This is a genomic window from Novipirellula galeiformis (assembly GCF_007860095.1).
GTDB lineage: Bacteria > Planctomycetota > Planctomycetia > Pirellulales > Pirellulaceae > Novipirellula > Novipirellula galeiformis.
Genome location: NZ_SJPT01000001.1, coordinates 1,102,011 through 1,118,300, shown reverse-complemented (window position 1 = coordinate 1,118,300; position 16,290 = coordinate 1,102,011). Strand labels below are relative to the sequence as shown.

Sequence of the window (16,290 nt, the reverse complement as noted above, 5' to 3'; positions counted from 1 at the left end):
CGCTGCCTGCGCAAGCGGCAAGGTTAGACGGTCTCACGTTACGCGTTCGCAAAGCGAGCTAGGTCTCAAGGGGTGGGGCAAACTCGGTACAGTGAATTGGGCAATATCAACTGCACTCTCGTCACGTGATCGTCATCGCATTGACGACGAACACACGTTTTGTCTGCAAACCCTTCCTTCTCTTGCGATCGCACCGCCTATCGTGCCTGCTGTGCCGATCCTGCGGGGGAAAAGAATTAGGTTCAGCTCGCGAAGGCTCCCCCCTGGGTTCTCGGCAACGGCTAAACTAAGCCATCCCCTTGTCAACCTAAGCATCATGCCCCAGCCAACCGCTACAAATTCACGCACGGCTTTAACGTCGCCGAGACTGGCGGTCCGCAACGTCTCTAAGCGGTTTCCCGGCGTACTAGCGTTGGACGAGGTATCGTTGCACGTGATGGGGGGCGAAACGCTTGCGGTCATCGGCGAAAACGGCGCTGGCAAAAGCACGTTGATGAAAATTTTCACCGGGATCGAGGCGCCCGATCGTGGGCAAATCCTGCTCGATGGCGTAGCGGTTCACTTCTCCTCGACGGCCGCAGCGATCTCGGCGGGCGTGTCGCTGATCCACCAAGAATTGAACCTGCACGAAAACTTGTCTGTCGCGGAAAACATTTTTCTCGGCCGCGAACCCAACCGGTTCGGTTTCGTGGACCGAAAAAAAATGGAATCCCTGGCCGAACTCGCGCTCCGCCGTGTCGGATTCGATCTTTCGCCACGCACCTCTGTCGCGACCTTGTCGACCGCGTCGCGACAATTGGTCGAAGTCGCTAAAGCCATTTCCAGCGATGCCTCGGTCGTGATCATGGATGAGCCGACCAGTAGCCTAAGCCCGCGTGAAGCGGAACGATTATTCGAAGTCGTTGAATCGCTTCGCGCCGCCAACGTAAGCGTGATTTATATCTCGCATCGGCTCAGCGAAGTCACCCGCTTGGCCGATCGCGTCGAAGTCCTACGCGATGGCCGGAACGCAGGAACGCTTGATCGAGACGCCCCGCTTAAAAACGACCAAATCCATCACGACGCCATGGTCTCGCGGATGGTGGGCCGCGAGCTGGACCAAAGGTTCGAGCGAACGCCGGTCACGCTAGGCTCTCCGGTCACGCCAGGCCCAAGCGTCTTGAAGGTCAGCGGGCTCGAAAGCCGATTTCCGGCCAGCGGAGCGGTTGACATTTCGCTTTGCGCCGGTGAAATCGTTGGCATCGCAGGCTTGATGGGCTCCGGTCGAAGCGAACTACTGGAATCGATCTTCGGTGTCTTGCCTCCGCTACAGGGTCAAATCGAAGTCGCGGGCGTCTCCATTACCAATGGCAATGTTCGCGAGGCGATCAAGGCGGGACTCGCGTTCGTGCCCGAAGACCGTAAGCGGACGGGGCTACTCCTCCAATCCTCGATTCGAGAAAACGCGACGATCGTGGGGATCTCCGATTGCCATTGCGCCCCCTGGGTAAGCAACCGCTGGCAAACACAAGTCACTGCGGATCTGATCGATCGTTTGCAAGTCAAAACCGCATCGCAAACAACCACCATTGCCGATTTGTCGGGCGGGAACCAACAAAAGATTGCGTTGGGAAAATGGTTGATCGAACACCCCAAAGTTTTATTGCTCGACGAACCCACCCGAGGCGTCGACGTTGGGGCGAAGGAAGAAATCTATCGGCTGCTAGAAACGTTGGCCAACCAGGGCATGGCAATCCTGTTTGTCAGTAGTGAAATGGAAGAAGTGCTGGCATTAGCCGATCGTGTCATCGTGATGCACGAAGGTAAGATCAGCGGCTCTCTATTGCGGCCACAGATGAGCGAAGAAGCCATCATGCGTTTGGCGGTGGGGATCCGTCCCGAAGAGTGCCTCACCCAGGGATGATGTCCGCAATTTCGATGTCCGTAATTTCACAGCGTCCGCAATTTCACAGCGTCCGATCCTCTCCTGCGTCGCCGCGGCAAGTCGCAGGGGCGGAGTCCCCAGGGCAATGCCCCGATTTAGTTTACGCTTCCGTCCGAGGTTGAAACAGAAACGTGCACTTTAAAAACATTGGCATTTTTGCGTTATTGATCGCAATCATTGTCATCACCTCCTGTATCAATGGTGTCTTCGTTGCGCCTGCGAACCTGAAAACCTTGGTGCGTGACACCAGCCTCTATGGGTTGATCTCGATCGGCGTGGCGATGGTGATCATCACTGGCGGCATCGACCTCTCGATCGGTTCGATGATCGCGTTATGCGGCGTGATGTTGGTTCAAGTCATTCACATTCGTTACGAACGCACCGACTTTGCCAGCACGATCGCTGCGGTGCAAAACGATCCTACCGAGGCCTCGGACAAACCCTCGCTGCGACTCGTTGACCCGCCGCCTGAGTTGCGCGACGGTGATCGCTTGGTTTATGAAAGCTACCGAGGCGAATCCACGCTCAATGTCTATCGCAGCATCCAGGTCGAGGATCAAGTTTGGATCCAAACGCACGACTCATTGCGCTCGATCCAAGCAGGGCTTGCGGTAAAAATCGACAAGATCCGCTACACACCGCCTCTGCTCGCCTGTGCCATCGTGCTTTTATTCGCAGCCTTGTTGGGATACATCCACGGAATCCTAATCACGCGGGCGAACTTGCAACCGTTTGTGGTGACACTGTGCGGTTTGTTGATTTATCGCGGGATGGCTCGAGTCTGGACGGGCGACGACCAAGTCGGGCTGTTGAGTGCATTGTCGGATTTCAAGGCCACCGTCACCGGCAAGGCATTCCAGATCCCGGTGCCTCTGATTGGAAAGATCTCGGGGGAACGCGACTCGTTGGCGGAACTGGTCTGGATCGACTTTCCCGTGACCGGCGTGTTGTTGGCGATCGTCGCGTTGGTAGCTTGGATATTCCTCAATCGCACCGTCTGGGGGCGACATTTGCTTGCTACTGGCGAGAACAAACAGGCAGCAATTTACAGCGGCGTCGCGAGCGACCGGCTGATCATCTTGTCGTACGTCGTCAGCGCGGTGTTGGCGGGACTCGCTGGAATCCTGTTCCTGCTGGAATGGAACTCGATTCAACCGGGATCCAGCGGCTCTTTTTATGAACTTTACGCGATTGCGGCGGCAGTGCTGGGCGGTTGTTCGCTGCGGGGGGGCCGCGGAGCCATTCTGGGCGTGATTGCAGGGGCGGCCGTGATGCGCTGTCTCTACAAAGCCATTGTCGTGCTGGAAATCCCTCAAGAATGGGAAATGGTCATCATCGGCATCGCGCTTTTGACAAGCGTTTTGGTCGATGAAATCATTCGCCGTTTTCAAGCCTCGCGACGGCTGCGTAGACACACCCCCACTGCCGCAGCCTCCATTTCTGCAAAAAAACCCGCATAAAAGCCGCGTAGTGCAAATCGAACCCGCACGATACACTTACGCCATGAATTACGTGGTACAAGAGTCAGAAACTGCCGGGATCCCTCGATTTGACGATCTCGATCTATCGCCTGTGATGCGGCGTGCCCTGAAACACGCTGGATTTGAAACTCCAAGTCCGATCCAGGCTCAATTAATCCCGCTGGCTTTGGAAGGCGAGGATGTTATCGGTCAGGCACGCACCGGCACGGGTAAAACCGCCGCGTTTGCGATCCCAATCCTTGAGCAGCTCGATCCGCTCGAAGAATGCCGAGATCCGCAAGCGATCATCATCGTGCCAACGCGAGAATTAGCCGACCAGGTCGGGCGGGAAACGCAACGGCTCGCTCATGGCGTTCCCACCGAAGTCGCCGTCCTGGCTGGGGGCAAAGATATCAAGCGGCAATTGCGGCAACTTGAAAACGGTGTCCAGATTGTGGTCGGCACCCCAGGCCGACTGCACGATCACCTGCAGCGACGATCCCTTCGCACCAATAATGTTTGGTGCGTCGTTTTGGATGAAGCCGACCGCATGCTCGACATCGGATTCCGCCCTCAAATCGAACGCATTCTGCGAAAGTGCTCCAAGGACCGGCAAACGCTACTCCTCTCGGCGACGCTTCCGCCGACCGTTCGCAAATTGGCGGAATCCTACATGCACGAACCCGCCGTCATTGACTGCTGCGACAAAGACATCGCCGTCGACACGATCGAACAACGCTATTTCACCGTTTCTCACGACAAGAAACTCGAACTGCTGGAGCGATTGCTCGAACGCGAGAATCCGAAACAAGCAATCATTTTCTGTCGCACCAAACGGGGAACCGATCGGCTTCATCGCCAATTGAGCCGTACGTACCCTGCCTGCGGCAGCATGCATGGTGACTTGGCCCAACGTGAACGCGATCGCGTTTTACAGCAATTGCGTGACGACAAACTGCAAATCTTAGTCGCCACCGATGTGGTCGGTCGCGGAATCGACATCAGCACGATTTCGCACATCATCAACTACGACATGCCACAAGACTGCGACGATTATGTCCATCGGGTGGGACGCACCGGGCGAATGGGGCGTGACGGGATTGCCTTCACCTTCGTCGTCCCAGGCGAAGGCGACAACCTGACGAGCATCGAACAACGGATCAACAAGCAATTAAAACGGGACCACTTTGAAGGTCTCGATCCACCGGCGACGGTGGTCGCGGCCCCCGCAGCCCAAGAGGCGGTAAAGAAGCCGGCTCAGAAGCTAAATCCGATGCATCGGAAAGTCACCCGTCGACGACGCTAATTCGCGGGTAAAACCGATCGAAACGCGTTCATGCTCCGCGTGGCAATCGCCTGCGGAGCTCAACCCAGAACATCGCGAAGCTCAACGAGAGACGCGAAGCTCAACGAGAGACGCGAAGCTCAACGAGAGACATCGTGGAGCTCGCCCCAGGAAGCCGCGGCGCTCGCCAAGCGGCTGGTTGATCCCAGCGATTTGCTGAGTGGTTTAAAGAAAGGCATGCTCGAAAGGGCCGCGTGCTAGAAAAGATCACCTGGGTGACGCACCGCGAGCAAGGGAAGGCCAGGGCGTTTCTCGGCCCCCTTCCCAGCGGAATCAACCGCTAACATGAACCGTGTTGTTCACACGTAACGCACCGGCCACGATGCGCACGGTCTCTTGTGCGAGTTGCTTGTGATAGAAACTGCGCACCCGTCCGCTTAGCTTCAATTCGCTGGCGCTCTCATCGACGCGCAACCGACGCAACTCTGCAACTGAGCTTTTCGCAAGAATCGCATTCGCAGCGGTGGCAATGTTCTGATGACAAGGTCTCTGAATCATAGTCTTCTCCCTGAAGATGTCGCGAAGACGGCAAACATCCAATGTCGAGTGATATCAGCCGATGGATCTGAACCCGTACCATCGCAATCGATTGCGACATCAGCGCCAATTCGTGCAAGCATGCGTCATGCCCGCATTTACTAACTGACAAACACTTCAAGTGAGTTCAGCAAGCGAATTTTTGATGAGCGATGGGAGTTCACTCAAATATCACACATTTCCAGATTTTTGCCTATGTGAATCGAGACGGATTCTCTAAAGGTTTGCCGACAACCCAAGATTAACGTGGTTTGCTATCACAATCGGAAATCCGAAAAAAGGAGTCAAGTTGCGAAGCTGCATTGCCCGATGCCGTTGCCCGATGCCGCAAGTCTCGGCGACGAAACTCAAGTGCATTCCCCCGCCAGCCCTCACAACCATTGCAACCGCATCACGACGCTCGAAGGTGGTTGAAAAAGGCGTTCGCGTTGCGGCATGAAAACGCAGCGCAGCGGCAACACGACCTATACCCCATGGGGGACCGCGTGTTCGGACCGGAAAATTCGACTCCGCCTCGGCCCCACCAATTGGACGAAGCGGTCCAATGACTTGCATCCGCGTTACGAATGGCCCTGATGATGTTTCTCGATTTAGCGATCGCACTTAGCTGCGCCGGCGTCGGACTCGTTTGCGGATGGATCATGCATGCGATTGGCTGGGGCGTGGACCCCGCCGACCTAAACGACGACAGATCGATGATTGACCGGTCGGAACTCGACCATGTCAAAGGGGAATACGAGCGGCTTGCCGCTGCAGCGGACCGACTCCGTGAATATGCCATCACGATGGCAATGGATGTGGACTTACATCAAAGCAGCGTCCAGGCGGTCAGCGATGCGTTATCGTCGGAAACCTCCTTTTCGGCCGACGAACTGGGTGAGGTCGTCAATCGCTTGATCGACGCAAATCAAACCATGCAAAGCAAGCTGCAGACGGCACAAAGCCGCATCTCGGAACAAGCCGACCAACTTGAATCTGCCGAACGAAGGGCCCAGACCGACGCCTTGACCCGCGTTTCCAACCGCGGAGCGTTTGACGAGCACTTGGCGCGACGCCATGCACTCGGCCCTGGGCGCGCGGGCACGCTGATGCTGCTTGACGTCGACCACTTTAAGAAATTCAACGACGAACACGGCCATCGCGCCGGTGACGAAGTGCTCAAAGTGGTCGCCAACATGCTGCACGCACGCTTGAAGTCCTACGGTATCGTCGCCCGTTTTGGTGGCGAAGAATTCGCCGCGATTATCGATGGATACACGGTCGAGGAATCCAAACAGATTGTCGAATCGGCGCGTGCCGCAATCGGACAACACCTCGTTGAATTCGAGGGTAAACAACTTGCCGTCACCGCCAGCATTGGACTGGCCGAACCACTCGAGGCCGAATCGATTGAACAGTGGATCGAGAGAGCAGACTCGGCGATGTACCACTCTAAGAATCAAGGACGAAATTGCGGGCATTGGATGGACGTGAACACACCCGAATTGATCACCCTTGGCGATGAACCATCATCGATTCCCGATATCGATGAAGCCTTGCCCACCGTAGCCATCCCTCCCGCCAACCAAACGGCCGCCCCCAAACCGCAACCGCGGGTGCCAGCCGCCCGCCCTAACCACGGGGCGTTCTCAAGCTTGCCGGACCGTGCGGCATTGACCGGCTCGTTTGCCGAACTTCAGGAACGATCCAAATCGATTGGCTTGCCGACCCAGGTCATGCAGCTACACGTCAGCGGGGCTCCCGCAGCCGGCTCCATGCGCACGCTGCTTCAAATTGTCCGCGCAACGATGCGAAGCGTCGATCGCATCGGAGCCGAGGACGACTCGACCCTGCTGGTTTGCATGCCTGGAATCAATGACGACACGGCGCAGGAAAAAGTCAAACAAATCCGCTCCTCGGCGGAATCGCTGCAATTCGGAGAGCCAAGCACCCACGAGTCATCGAAGCTCGATATTTCCGTGATCGCGGTCGAACCAGACGAAACACTCGACGAGGCGATTGCGCGAACGCCCGCACCTGTCTCGCCCGCACCTGTCTCGCCCGCACCTGTCTCGCCCGCACCTGTCTCGCCCGCACCTGTCTCGCCCGCACCTGTCTCGCCCGCACCTGCCAACCGCGACAATGCGACCTCCCCCGAGTCGGATCTGAAGCAGACTACCGAGTCCGCTGTCCCCGAGTCCGCTGTCCCCGAGTCCGCTGTCCCCGAGTCCGCTGTCCCCGAGTCCGCTGTCCCCGAGTCCGCTGTCCCCGCGTCCAACGTCCCCGACCAAGCGACCAGCGCAGCGAAAACGAAATCACCCGCGATCGCAGCGGCCCCGAACTCCGCGGCACCGCCCCCGTCCGGTTTGCCGCTCAAAGCGGAGCCGAGTTCGCCTCCTCAGGTCGTCGCATCGGGAAGTTGACCGGCTGCCTAAGGAGCGGTCTCTCCGCCGTCTGACACAGTCTCTCCGCCGTCTGACATTACGCCGCGTCAACGGCTGGAAGGCGTGCCGCCCGAATTCCTCGCCTTCTGAAACACGAAATCGCCCCAAGTGGGGACAAACTTGGAGCACCGTCACATAAAAACTTCGGGGCCGGCTACCGCGTGATTCCCCGCGATCATTTCCCACGAACTCCACAATCGGCAGCCATCCGACCAAGGCCTCCCATTCCCCCCGGGTTTTCCCAACCGGCCGCCAACTCACAGCAGCTATTGACTTCCCGAAATCCGGAGTTATATTTGTGAGCGTTATGAAGGTCGGCGCTAAATTGAATTGATTAGCTCAATACAAGTTTAGCTGCCCACCTCTCCCAATGGACGCTTGATCACGTCCCTCTCAGTGGCTTGCTTGAGGAAAAAGCAGTTACGCTCGCCAAACGGCTACTGGCTTGAGATTACGAGGGCGATCGATCAAACACAAGTTACCGAGGTTGCTTGCCGCTTTCGCATTGCGATGGTCGCCTCATCCCCAACACTTCGTTTTCAATTCACGATTGGCCTCTCAATCGCACGTCTCCTAACTTAATACTGAATGGATTTTAAGTCGCACTCGACACTCTGTGATTCCACTGGGCTTGTCTACGAGACTAGGTCCCATGGAAACCGCAGCGACGCCTGCTTCTCAGGCACGGATCTTCGGATCATTCGTCTAGTTCCCTTTCTGTAGCGATCCGGCGATCGCCCATCCACCCCCCCCCACTTATTGTTTCGCCTTCCCAGGGCATGTCACCGCCGTACTCCTGGTAGGCTTTTTTCCTTTGAATTCGTGCGGTGTTCTTCGATTTCCCGCTTTCAAGCGGAGCGTTCCAACGACCTTTTGTGTGGTCGCCTTCACGCGAGACTGGCATTCAAACAACCGCAATGCCCCTAAACTCCGCGAAGGTTGATCCTTGCAAGCACGCAACTCGCGACCTGTTGGACGACGCTTCAAGCGCATCTGGATCAAAAATGGCTAAAAAGAAACGGACCAGTCGTGGCCGCAGCGGTTCCGGTAACGGGCCCTCAGGCCCTCACGGCAACGGCGGCAACAATAACAACGGCGGCGGCAACGGAAAACCTCGCGTGCGACGGCGCCGCCGTGGTGGCGGCGGTGGTGGCGGTGGCGGTGACCGGGGCGGCCAAGGTGGCGGACAACACAACGAAGGCGAACCAGCGGACATCCCCAGCGATGCGCCGCTCGAGGAAAGCCTCGGTATCCTTGAATTGCACCCCAATGGATACGGCTTCCTGCGCAGCATCGAAAACAACTATGCCCGCGAACGCAGCGATCCCTTTGTTCCCGGCACGATGATCGAGAAATTTGGACTTCGCCAAGGCGTCTATCTCAAAGCGATGGTCCAACAAGCACGCCGCCAGCAAGGCCCCCGTGTACGTGAAATTGTCGATATTGATGGCATGGCACCCGAGGCGTATCTCGAAGTCAAAAACTTCGACTCCCTGACCGCCATCAACCCCGAACAATGGCTCCGATTGGAATGCGGCCGAAAACCACTGACCAATCGCGTCGTCGACCTACTTGCCCCGATGGGGAAAGGACAACGAGCGCTAATCGTTGCACCGCCACGCAGCGGGAAGACGGTGATGTTGCAAGATATCGCAACAGGAATCACGCAAAACCATCCCGAAGTCAAATTGATCGTACTGTTGGTGGATGAACGCCCCGAGGAAGTCACCGACATGCGCCGCAACGTGTTGGGCGGCGAAGTCGTTGCCAGCAGTTTGGATATGGACGTGGAAAGCCACGTGCGACTCAGCCAACTCGTGATTGATCGGGCGAAACGACTTGCCGAAATGGGGCAAGACGTCTTCCTGATGCTCGATTCGATCACTCGACTTGCCCGCGCGTTCAACAAATGGGTTGGACGCGGCGGACGCGGTGGGGCCACGATGTCAGGTGGATTGGACATCAAAGCGATGGACATCCCCAAGAAGCTATTTGCGACGGCACGTGCATTCCAAGAAGGTGGCTCGTTGACGATCATCGGCACCGCCTTGGTCGACACCAACAGCCGCATGGACGAGGCGATCTTCCAAGAGTTCAAAGGCACCGGCAACATGGAATTGGTGCTCGATCGCCGCCTAGCGGATCGCCGCGTATGGCCATCGATCGACATCAGCCAGAGCGGAACTCGCCGTGAAGAACTGCTTCATGACGAAGAAACCTATGAAGCCGTGACGATGCTACGCCGCACGCTTAGCAGCATGCATCCGGTGGATGCCATGGAACAGCTCACTAAGCAACTGGGGCGATTCGACAGCAATGACGAATTCATCAAGTTGATCAGCGGCGCCAAGACGTCCCTGTAAATCCCCCATGAAAAGCTTCGTTGTCGACCCGCTTCCCGGCAGTGCTCCCTACGAGAACCGCCGCACGATCCGTGTCAAAGCGAAGTTTGCGGGAATGAAGCTGATTGACTTCCTGGGCATGTACCACCCTCCCACGCCGCGTGAATCGTGGCTGGGCTGGATCCAAGCCGGTGAAATCTCAATCGACCTTTTCCCCGCTCGCGCCGAACGCGTCGTGCGCGCCGGGGACTGCTTTGTCCAGATCATGAAAGACGTGGTCGAACCGGACGTGAATGCGGCGATCACGATCCTGCATCGAGACGCGTCGATCCTCGTCGTCGACAAACCCGCTCCGCTGCCAATCCACCCCAGCGGCCGGTTTCACCGCAACACACTTTCGTGGATGCTCGAAGACTTTTACGAAGGTGAAAAACTCCGCGTTGCCCATCGACTCGACGCCAACACAACAGGAGTTGCTGTGTTGTGCCGCACCGCAGCGGCGGCTGGCTTCGTCCAACCTCAATTTGAACGACGCGAAGTCAAAAAACGCTACCTTGCTCGCGTGCAGGGCGAGGTCCCGTGGGAAGAACATCGCTGTGACCTTTCGATCGCTCACGCCTCGGACGTAATGAAGCGGCGACTCTCGGTCGGCGCTCGCGTGACTTGCGAAAGTGGGCAAACGGCGCGCACCGACTTTAAAGTCATCCAACGCTTGCCCGACAACACCACCTTGCTTGAGGCGATTCCGCTAACAGGACGTACGAATCAAATTCGCGTCCACTGCTGGTCGCTCGGCTTTCCCATCCTAGGCGACCTGCTGTACTTGCCAAACAAAACCATCGGCGAGCAACAAACTCACACGATGACCGATCCGCCGATGTGTCTCCATGCTCACCAACTCAGCTTTTGTCATCCCGAGAGCCAAACCTGGGTCAGCTACGAAAGCTCGCCACCGAAGTGGTGGCAAGCGCCACGCGAAGCCCCCCGCTGACACTCGACCGCAACGTCGGAATCGGTTAGAAGCCCTACCCGAAAACGAAGCAGGCTGCACAGCATATTCCGGAAAACGGCGGTCACTCAGTAAGCCGAGGGAGCAAGCCGAGGGAGTGAGCCCAACGAGCCACTTGGACCGGCTTTGACGCCACAAACTAGACGCTCGCCTGGGTCCACTGGCCATCAACATTTCGCCAAGTGTCCTCAGTCGGCGGCTCATTTCTCAACAGTTCCGGCAACCGCGACTCGCGCACATTGTCGTACGACGTTAACTTGGCAAACCGGACCAACGCTGCTGGAACACCAACCGCAGTGAACCCGGGATGTCCGGTCGCGGGGTAGGGGCCGCCGTGGTTCATCGCGGCGCTAACCGCCACGCCGGTTGGCATCTTATCATTCAAAATACGGCCGACCTTGGGAATCAACTCGAAGGCAATCTTCTCATAGGCCGCTTCATCACTGCCGTCCGCCGCCGAATAGATACACCCTGTTAAATTGCCCTCCAAACGCGAGATCGACTCGGTTAACTCGTCGAGATTGTCCGCCACCACCATCAACGCGGCGTTGCCGAACGCTTCGGTTTGGAAGCCTTCGGGATGGCTCAAGAAATCGCTGCCACTGACTCGCAGCAACGTGTTTGCGTAAGCACAACGCCCCGACTCAGGCTCGCCCCCACCGGTCAGCAACTCCGCCCCAAACCCACACAGCGTCTTGACGCTCTGAGACAAGCTCGTGGACACCGCAGGCGACAATAGCGTCCCGGCCGGCGCCGAAGCAAAACGCTCTTTCACGGTCGCGATAAACCTCTCGCTCGGCTCGCCTGATTGCAGCAGCACCATCCCGGGGTTGGTACAAAATTGCCCCGTGCCCATCAAAACGCTGGTAACAAAGTCGTTTGCGATTTCGTCGCCACGCTGCTGGAGCGCCGTGGAGGTCATCACAACGGGATTGACACTCGAGAGCTCGAGATAAATCGGCTTGCCCACCGCATCCGCGGCAGCCTTGAGCTTCAACCCTGCAGTGCGGCTGCCGGTGTATCCGGTAGCGCCAACACGAGGGTCCGAAACCAAACGCTCCCCATCCGCATGGCTCGTTCGATAAATCAACTGAACCGTTGCTTCGGGTAACCCGGCTTGCTTGAGCGCCCGCAGGGCAATCTCTGCGAACAAGCGGGTTGTTTCGGGATGCGAACTATTGGCTTTGCCAATGACGGGATTCCCCGCAGCGATCGCGGCGGCAAAATCGCCTCCCGACACACTGCCGAAAGCGAAGGGGAAGTTATTTGGACCGAACACACACACGGGTCCAATCGCTTCGAAGCAGGAACGGATCCCCGCCTTGGTATCGATCGTCGCCGCAGCCCAATTCCCACTACGGCACGCAGCGGCGGCGGCACGCAATTGATTGCTGGTCCGCGGCAACTCGACGTCGCCCAAACGAGGACTTCGCGCGAGCCCCGTCTCGGCAAAGGCAGCATCCACAAGAGCCTCTTTCGCTGCCTCGATCCCATCGGCATAGGCTTCTAAGAACTCAGCGATCTTGGCCTTGCTGACTCGGCGCAGCGCCGTGGCGGCCTCGACCGCCGCGTCGAGCGCGGCATCGCAATCGCTCCAAGCACTGACGGGAAACGTTGCTGCCAACACTTCATTTGTATTCGGATCCGTTGCCTGAAACGTGCTGCTAAAGTCAGCGTCACGCCAAATGCCGTTGATCAAAACGGGACGAACGGTGGAAGGGGTTTGGGACATTGAATCGAAACCTAATCGAAAAGAAAACGAATGGTGCAACGGAAACACAAGGATCGCGATTTGCCTCGCGAAAGCGACGTACTGCGCTGCCAAACGCAGCGAGATTTATTCAACTCAACGGACGGCGACATCTCATCGCCACAGGAAGCTCACGACGACTGGACAATGGAATTAGACAAGGTCCCAATTCCATCGATGGTGATCTCGACTCGATCGCCAACATGAAGCGTAAAGTCGCTTGCCGGAATGATACCGGTTCCCGTCATCAGGAAAGCACCATTGGGAAAATCGTTATCACGCGAAAGCCACTGAACCAGATCCTCGAAACTGCGCGCCATCTCCGCTGCGGTAATTTGCTGATCAAACACGACTTGGCTCTCGCGATGAATCTTTAAATCGATTCCGATCGCCGAGGGCGGCGGAAGCGTATCGAACAGCGCCACCCAGGGGCCGAGTCCAGCACATTGGTTGTAGCATTTCGCTTGTGGCAAATAGAGCGGATTCTCGCCTTCGATGTCCCGGGAACTCATGTCGTTGCCGACGGTCAAACCGACGATCTTCATCTTCGCACTGAGCACCAAGGTGACCTCGGGTTCAGGAACATTCCATTTCGCATCCCGGCGAATCCGCAGCGGTTGATTGTGGCCACTAACACGATGCGGAGTTGCCTTGAAAAACAACTCGGGGCGTTCCGCAACGTAAACGCGGTCATAGCAGGACGCCGCCGCTTCGGACTCTTCCATCCGCGCGGCTTGGCTTCGCTTGTACGTCACGCCGGCTGCCCACACTTCTTGATGATCGATCGGCGGCAACCAATCAATCGAATCGTCGATCGCAATCGGAGCATCGGTCACCAATGACCGCGCCGCTAGAATTGGATTCTCAGCGGCAATGATGTCGGCAAGAGACTTGATTTGCTCGTTAGTTTGAAGCGGAACCAATTCCGTATCATTCACCCAAGCGATACGCGGCGAGCCCGAGGCATCGATGTACTTTGCGATTTTCATACCCCAAAGGATAACGAAAACCAATCCCCTGCGGGAGCCATCCCACCCAAAGATCCTGTTGCCGATGGCGGCGGCTAGCCTAGGGCTCGAAAGCCGAGCTTAAGCCTGAAAGCGAACCACGCCGCCGACGATCGTATGGGTCACTCGCGACGAGAGCTCGTGCCCATCCAACGGACTGCTAATGCAATTCGAACGGAATTCAGCGGCATCCACTCGCCAGGTCGCATTGGGGTCGATCACCACCACGTCTCCCAACGAACCGACCGCCAACGTTCCGCCGGGGATCGATGCGATTCGCGCTGGCGCGGTTGAAAGCCGATCGATCGCTGCGGACCAGGTGAGGATGCCGTTATCGATCATGAACTTGGAAACGGTCGAAAGCGTCGTTTCCAGCGTCGCGGCACCAAACGGAGCGAGATCAAGGTCATTCATTTTCTTTTCGCGACTTCGTGGCCGGTGGCCGCTTTGAATCGCGTCGATGGTTCCGTCGGCAACCGCCTCACGCAACATTTCCACGTGACGCACACTGCGCAGTGGCGGGTGGACTTTGAATCGCGAATCATACGAACGCAGTTCCGTGTCGAGCAAACACAGGTTGTGCGGGCACACTGAAGCCGTCACGGCAATTTCACGCGACTTGACGCGGCGAATCATGTCCACCGCCCCCATCGTGCTGACCGGACCGACGTGCAATCGACCTGCCGTCGCTTCGGCTAAACGCACATCCCGCGCCACCGCCAAGTCCTCTGCCTCGGTTGGCAACCCTCGCAATCCAAGCGTCAACGAAACTTGGCCTTCGTGCATCACCCCATTTTCGGCGAGCTCGGGGATCTCGGGGATATCAAAAATGACCCGATTGAGCATCCGGCAATAATCCAACGATCGCTTCAGGAGTGCATCGTTAGCGATCGGTCGCGGTGCGTCACTAAACGCGACCGCCCCGGCCTCAGCCAACAAGCCAAGTTCAGCCATCTGCTCGCCTTCACGCTGTCGGCTAAGGCAACCGATCACATGCACGCGAACGCCATTGGCACGAGCCGCTTTTTGACGCACAAACTCTACCGCTCCGGGCGAATCGATGACCGGCTCGGTATTCGCCGTACACAAAATCGAAGTGAAGCCACCTGCGAGTGCGGCATCGCTACCCGATTGAATCGTTTCGTCCTCTTCGCTGCCTGGCTCGCGCAGCTCGACTCCCAAATCCACTAAGCCCGGTGCCACAATACAACCGGTTGCGTCAATGCGTTGACACCCCTCGGGGATGTCCGCATCACTGGGATCAATCGCCGCGACAACTCCGCCCACAATCAACAAGCGTGCTGGACGGTCAATCCCTTGGCTGGGGTCAACCAAACGTCCATTTTCAATCAGTAAATCAGACATAGTGCAAAGGTTCGACCTGCGTCGTTGAGTTTAATGCGTCTTGCGCCCCGGAGAGCAACCACAATGCAGCCATTCGAACGGCAATCCCGTTAGTGACCTGCTCAAGAATGACCGAGTGCGGCCCGTCGGCGACTTCCGGAGTAATCTCGACGCCACGGTTAATGGGGCCGGGAGCCATAATCAAGATGTCGTCTTTGGCACGACGCATCCGAGCTCCTGTCATCGCATACAACGCCGCGTATTCATGAACACTCGGAAAGGGACGAGCACGCTGACGCTCGAATTGGATGCGTAACAAGTTCAACACATCACAACGATGCAAAATCGCGTCCAAATTGTGGGCAACCTCGAACCCCAACTCCTGCCATCGAGGACTGACCAACGTCGGCGGCCCACAGATAATCACGTGGGCTCCGAGTTTGCTGAGTCCCCAAATATTGCTTCGTGCGGTTCGGCTATGGGAGATATCGCCAACCAAGGCCACGGTCAATCCATCGAGTCGTCCGCGATGTTGGCGGATCGTCAACATATCGAGCAAGCCTTGAGTGGGATGCTCGTGCGGCCCATCGCCAGCGTTGATCACACTGCAACGAAGTTCACGCGCCAACAAATGAGGCGTCCCCGGCGTGAGGTGCCGAGTACAAACCCAATCCACCCCCATCGCTTCGATGGTTTTCGCGGTGTCCACGAAGGTCTCTCCCTTCGCGACACTACTGCCCCCGCTACTAAATTCGACGGTGTCGGCACCGAGCCGCTTGGCGGCCAACGAAAAACTATTGCGAGTTCGCGTGCTGTTCTCGAAGAACAGATTGGCGAGAGTTTTCCCCGCTAGCAAGGAAAGTTTGTTGCGGCAACCGCCGGTCAACTCTTTCAACTTCTGTGCCGTATCCAACAGAATTTGGATTTCGCCGGCTGAGAGACTCTCCAGATCCAGCAAATGACGTCGATGCCAGTTTTCTGGAAACGCTATGTCGATTACATCCGCCTCGGACATCTTTTCGATCTTCATACAGTGAAGGAAATTCGGAAATGATCGTGGCGTCGAGGGTACGAGATTTATTGCGTTTCCGCGAGCACCCTGGCTTAAGTTTTTGAATCGAGCTTAAGTTTTTGAAGACGGTAGAGAAA

General features: G+C 57.2%; 11 protein-coding genes. 6 read left to right on the top strand and 5 right to left on the bottom strand.

Annotated elements, in window-relative coordinates; genetic code table 11:
• Positions 1-316 precede the first annotated feature (316 nt).
• From Pla52o_RS04025 to Pla52o_RS04015, 3 genes are all read left to right on the top strand, one after another.
• On the top strand, positions 317-1,903 hold the full coding sequence (locus Pla52o_RS04025; RefSeq protein ID WP_146593255.1) for a sugar ABC transporter ATP-binding protein: 1,587 nt from the start codon (positions 317-319) through the stop codon (positions 1,901-1,903).
• Positions 1,904-2,055: 152 nt separating this feature from the next.
• Complete coding sequence (locus Pla52o_RS04020) at positions 2,056-3,384, top strand: ABC transporter permease (protein WP_146593254.1); 1,329 nt, start codon at positions 2,056-2,058, stop codon at positions 3,382-3,384.
• 43 nt (positions 3,385-3,427) lie between these two features.
• Positions 3,428-4,690 (top strand): DEAD/DEAH box helicase, encoded by a 1,263-nt coding sequence (locus Pla52o_RS04015; protein WP_146593253.1) that lies wholly within the window; start codon positions 3,428-3,430, stop codon positions 4,688-4,690.
• Between the two features lie 312 nt (positions 4,691-5,002).
• Here the strand turns inward: Pla52o_RS04015 and Pla52o_RS04010 are convergent, their stop codons facing one another.
• The gene (locus Pla52o_RS04010) at positions 5,003-5,227 is read right to left on the bottom strand and encodes a BON domain-containing protein (protein WP_146593252.1); all 225 of its coding nucleotides are present in this window, start codon (positions 5,225-5,227) and stop codon (positions 5,003-5,005) included.
• Positions 5,228-5,841: 614 nt separating this feature from the next.
• On the opposite strand from Pla52o_RS04010, the gene Pla52o_RS04005 reads away from it, so the two are divergent.
• From Pla52o_RS04005 to Pla52o_RS03995, 3 genes are all read left to right on the top strand, one after another.
• The gene (locus Pla52o_RS04005; RefSeq protein ID WP_197168980.1) at positions 5,842-7,668 is read left to right on the top strand and encodes a GGDEF domain-containing protein; all 1,827 of its coding nucleotides are present in this window, start codon (positions 5,842-5,844) and stop codon (positions 7,666-7,668) included.
• 1,025 nt (positions 7,669-8,693) lie between these two features.
• Positions 8,694-10,052, top strand: coding sequence for a transcription termination factor Rho (gene rho / locus Pla52o_RS04000; RefSeq protein WP_146593250.1), 1,359 nt, complete (start codon positions 8,694-8,696; stop codon positions 10,050-10,052).
• A gap of 7 nt (positions 10,053-10,059) precedes the next feature.
• Positions 10,060-11,022: an RluA family pseudouridine synthase gene (locus tag Pla52o_RS03995; protein WP_146593249.1), complete on the top strand. Its 963-nt coding sequence runs from the start codon at positions 10,060-10,062 to the stop codon at positions 11,020-11,022.
• A gap of 157 nt (positions 11,023-11,179) precedes the next feature.
• Here the strand turns inward: Pla52o_RS03995 and Pla52o_RS03990 are convergent, their stop codons facing one another.
• From Pla52o_RS03990 to Pla52o_RS03975, 4 genes are all read right to left on the bottom strand, one after another.
• Entirely contained in the window at positions 11,180-12,772 is a 1,593-nt protein-coding gene (locus tag Pla52o_RS03990) for an aldehyde dehydrogenase (NADP(+)) (protein ID WP_146593248.1), read from the bottom strand.
• Positions 12,773-12,921: 149 nt separating this feature from the next.
• Complete coding sequence (locus Pla52o_RS03985; RefSeq protein ID WP_146593247.1) at positions 12,922-13,779, bottom strand: fumarylacetoacetate hydrolase family protein; 858 nt, start codon at positions 13,777-13,779, stop codon at positions 12,922-12,924.
• A 99-nt stretch (positions 13,780-13,878) separates the two neighbouring features.
• Positions 13,879-15,162: a dihydroorotase gene (locus Pla52o_RS03980; RefSeq protein ID WP_146593246.1), complete on the bottom strand. Its 1,284-nt coding sequence runs from the start codon at positions 15,160-15,162 to the stop codon at positions 13,879-13,881.
• Complete coding sequence (locus Pla52o_RS03975) at positions 15,155-16,156, bottom strand: aspartate carbamoyltransferase catalytic subunit (protein ID WP_146593550.1); 1,002 nt, start codon at positions 16,154-16,156, stop codon at positions 15,155-15,157. Before Pla52o_RS03975 ends, Pla52o_RS03980 begins: the two co-directional genes overlap by 8 nt.
• Between the last annotated feature and the right edge of the window lie 134 nt (positions 16,157-16,290).

Excerpts from the sequence above, each read along its gene's own strand:
- Pla52o_RS04025 (WP_146593255.1), top strand. The coding sequence starts at position 317 with ATGCCCCAGCCAACCGCTACAAATTCACGCACGGCTTTAACGTCGCCG.
- Pla52o_RS04015 (WP_146593253.1), top strand. The coding sequence starts at position 3,428 with ATGAATTACGTGGTACAAGAGTCAGAAACTGCCGGGATCCCTCGATTT.
- Pla52o_RS04010 (WP_146593252.1), bottom strand. The coding sequence starts at position 5,227 with ATGATTCAGAGACCTTGTCATCAGAACATTGCCACCGCTGCGAATGCG.
- Pla52o_RS04005 (WP_197168980.1), top strand. The coding sequence starts at position 5,842 with ATGATGTTTCTCGATTTAGCGATCGCACTTAGCTGCGCCGGCGTCGGA.
- rho (WP_146593250.1), top strand. The coding sequence starts at position 8,694 with ATGGCTAAAAAGAAACGGACCAGTCGTGGCCGCAGCGGTTCCGGTAAC.
- Pla52o_RS03995 (WP_146593249.1), top strand. The coding sequence starts at position 10,060 with ATGAAAAGCTTCGTTGTCGACCCGCTTCCCGGCAGTGCTCCCTACGAG.
- Pla52o_RS03990 (WP_146593248.1), bottom strand. The coding sequence starts at position 12,772 with ATGTCCCAAACCCCTTCCACCGTTCGTCCCGTTTTGATCAACGGCATT.
- Pla52o_RS03985 (WP_146593247.1), bottom strand. The coding sequence starts at position 13,779 with ATGAAAATCGCAAAGTACATCGATGCCTCGGGCTCGCCGCGTATCGCT.
- Pla52o_RS03980 (WP_146593246.1), bottom strand. The coding sequence starts at position 15,162 with ATGTCTGATTTACTGATTGAAAATGGACGTTTGGTTGACCCCAGCCAA.
- Pla52o_RS03975 (WP_146593550.1), bottom strand. The coding sequence starts at position 16,156 with ATGTCCGAGGCGGATGTAATCGACATAGCGTTTCCAGAAAACTGGCAT.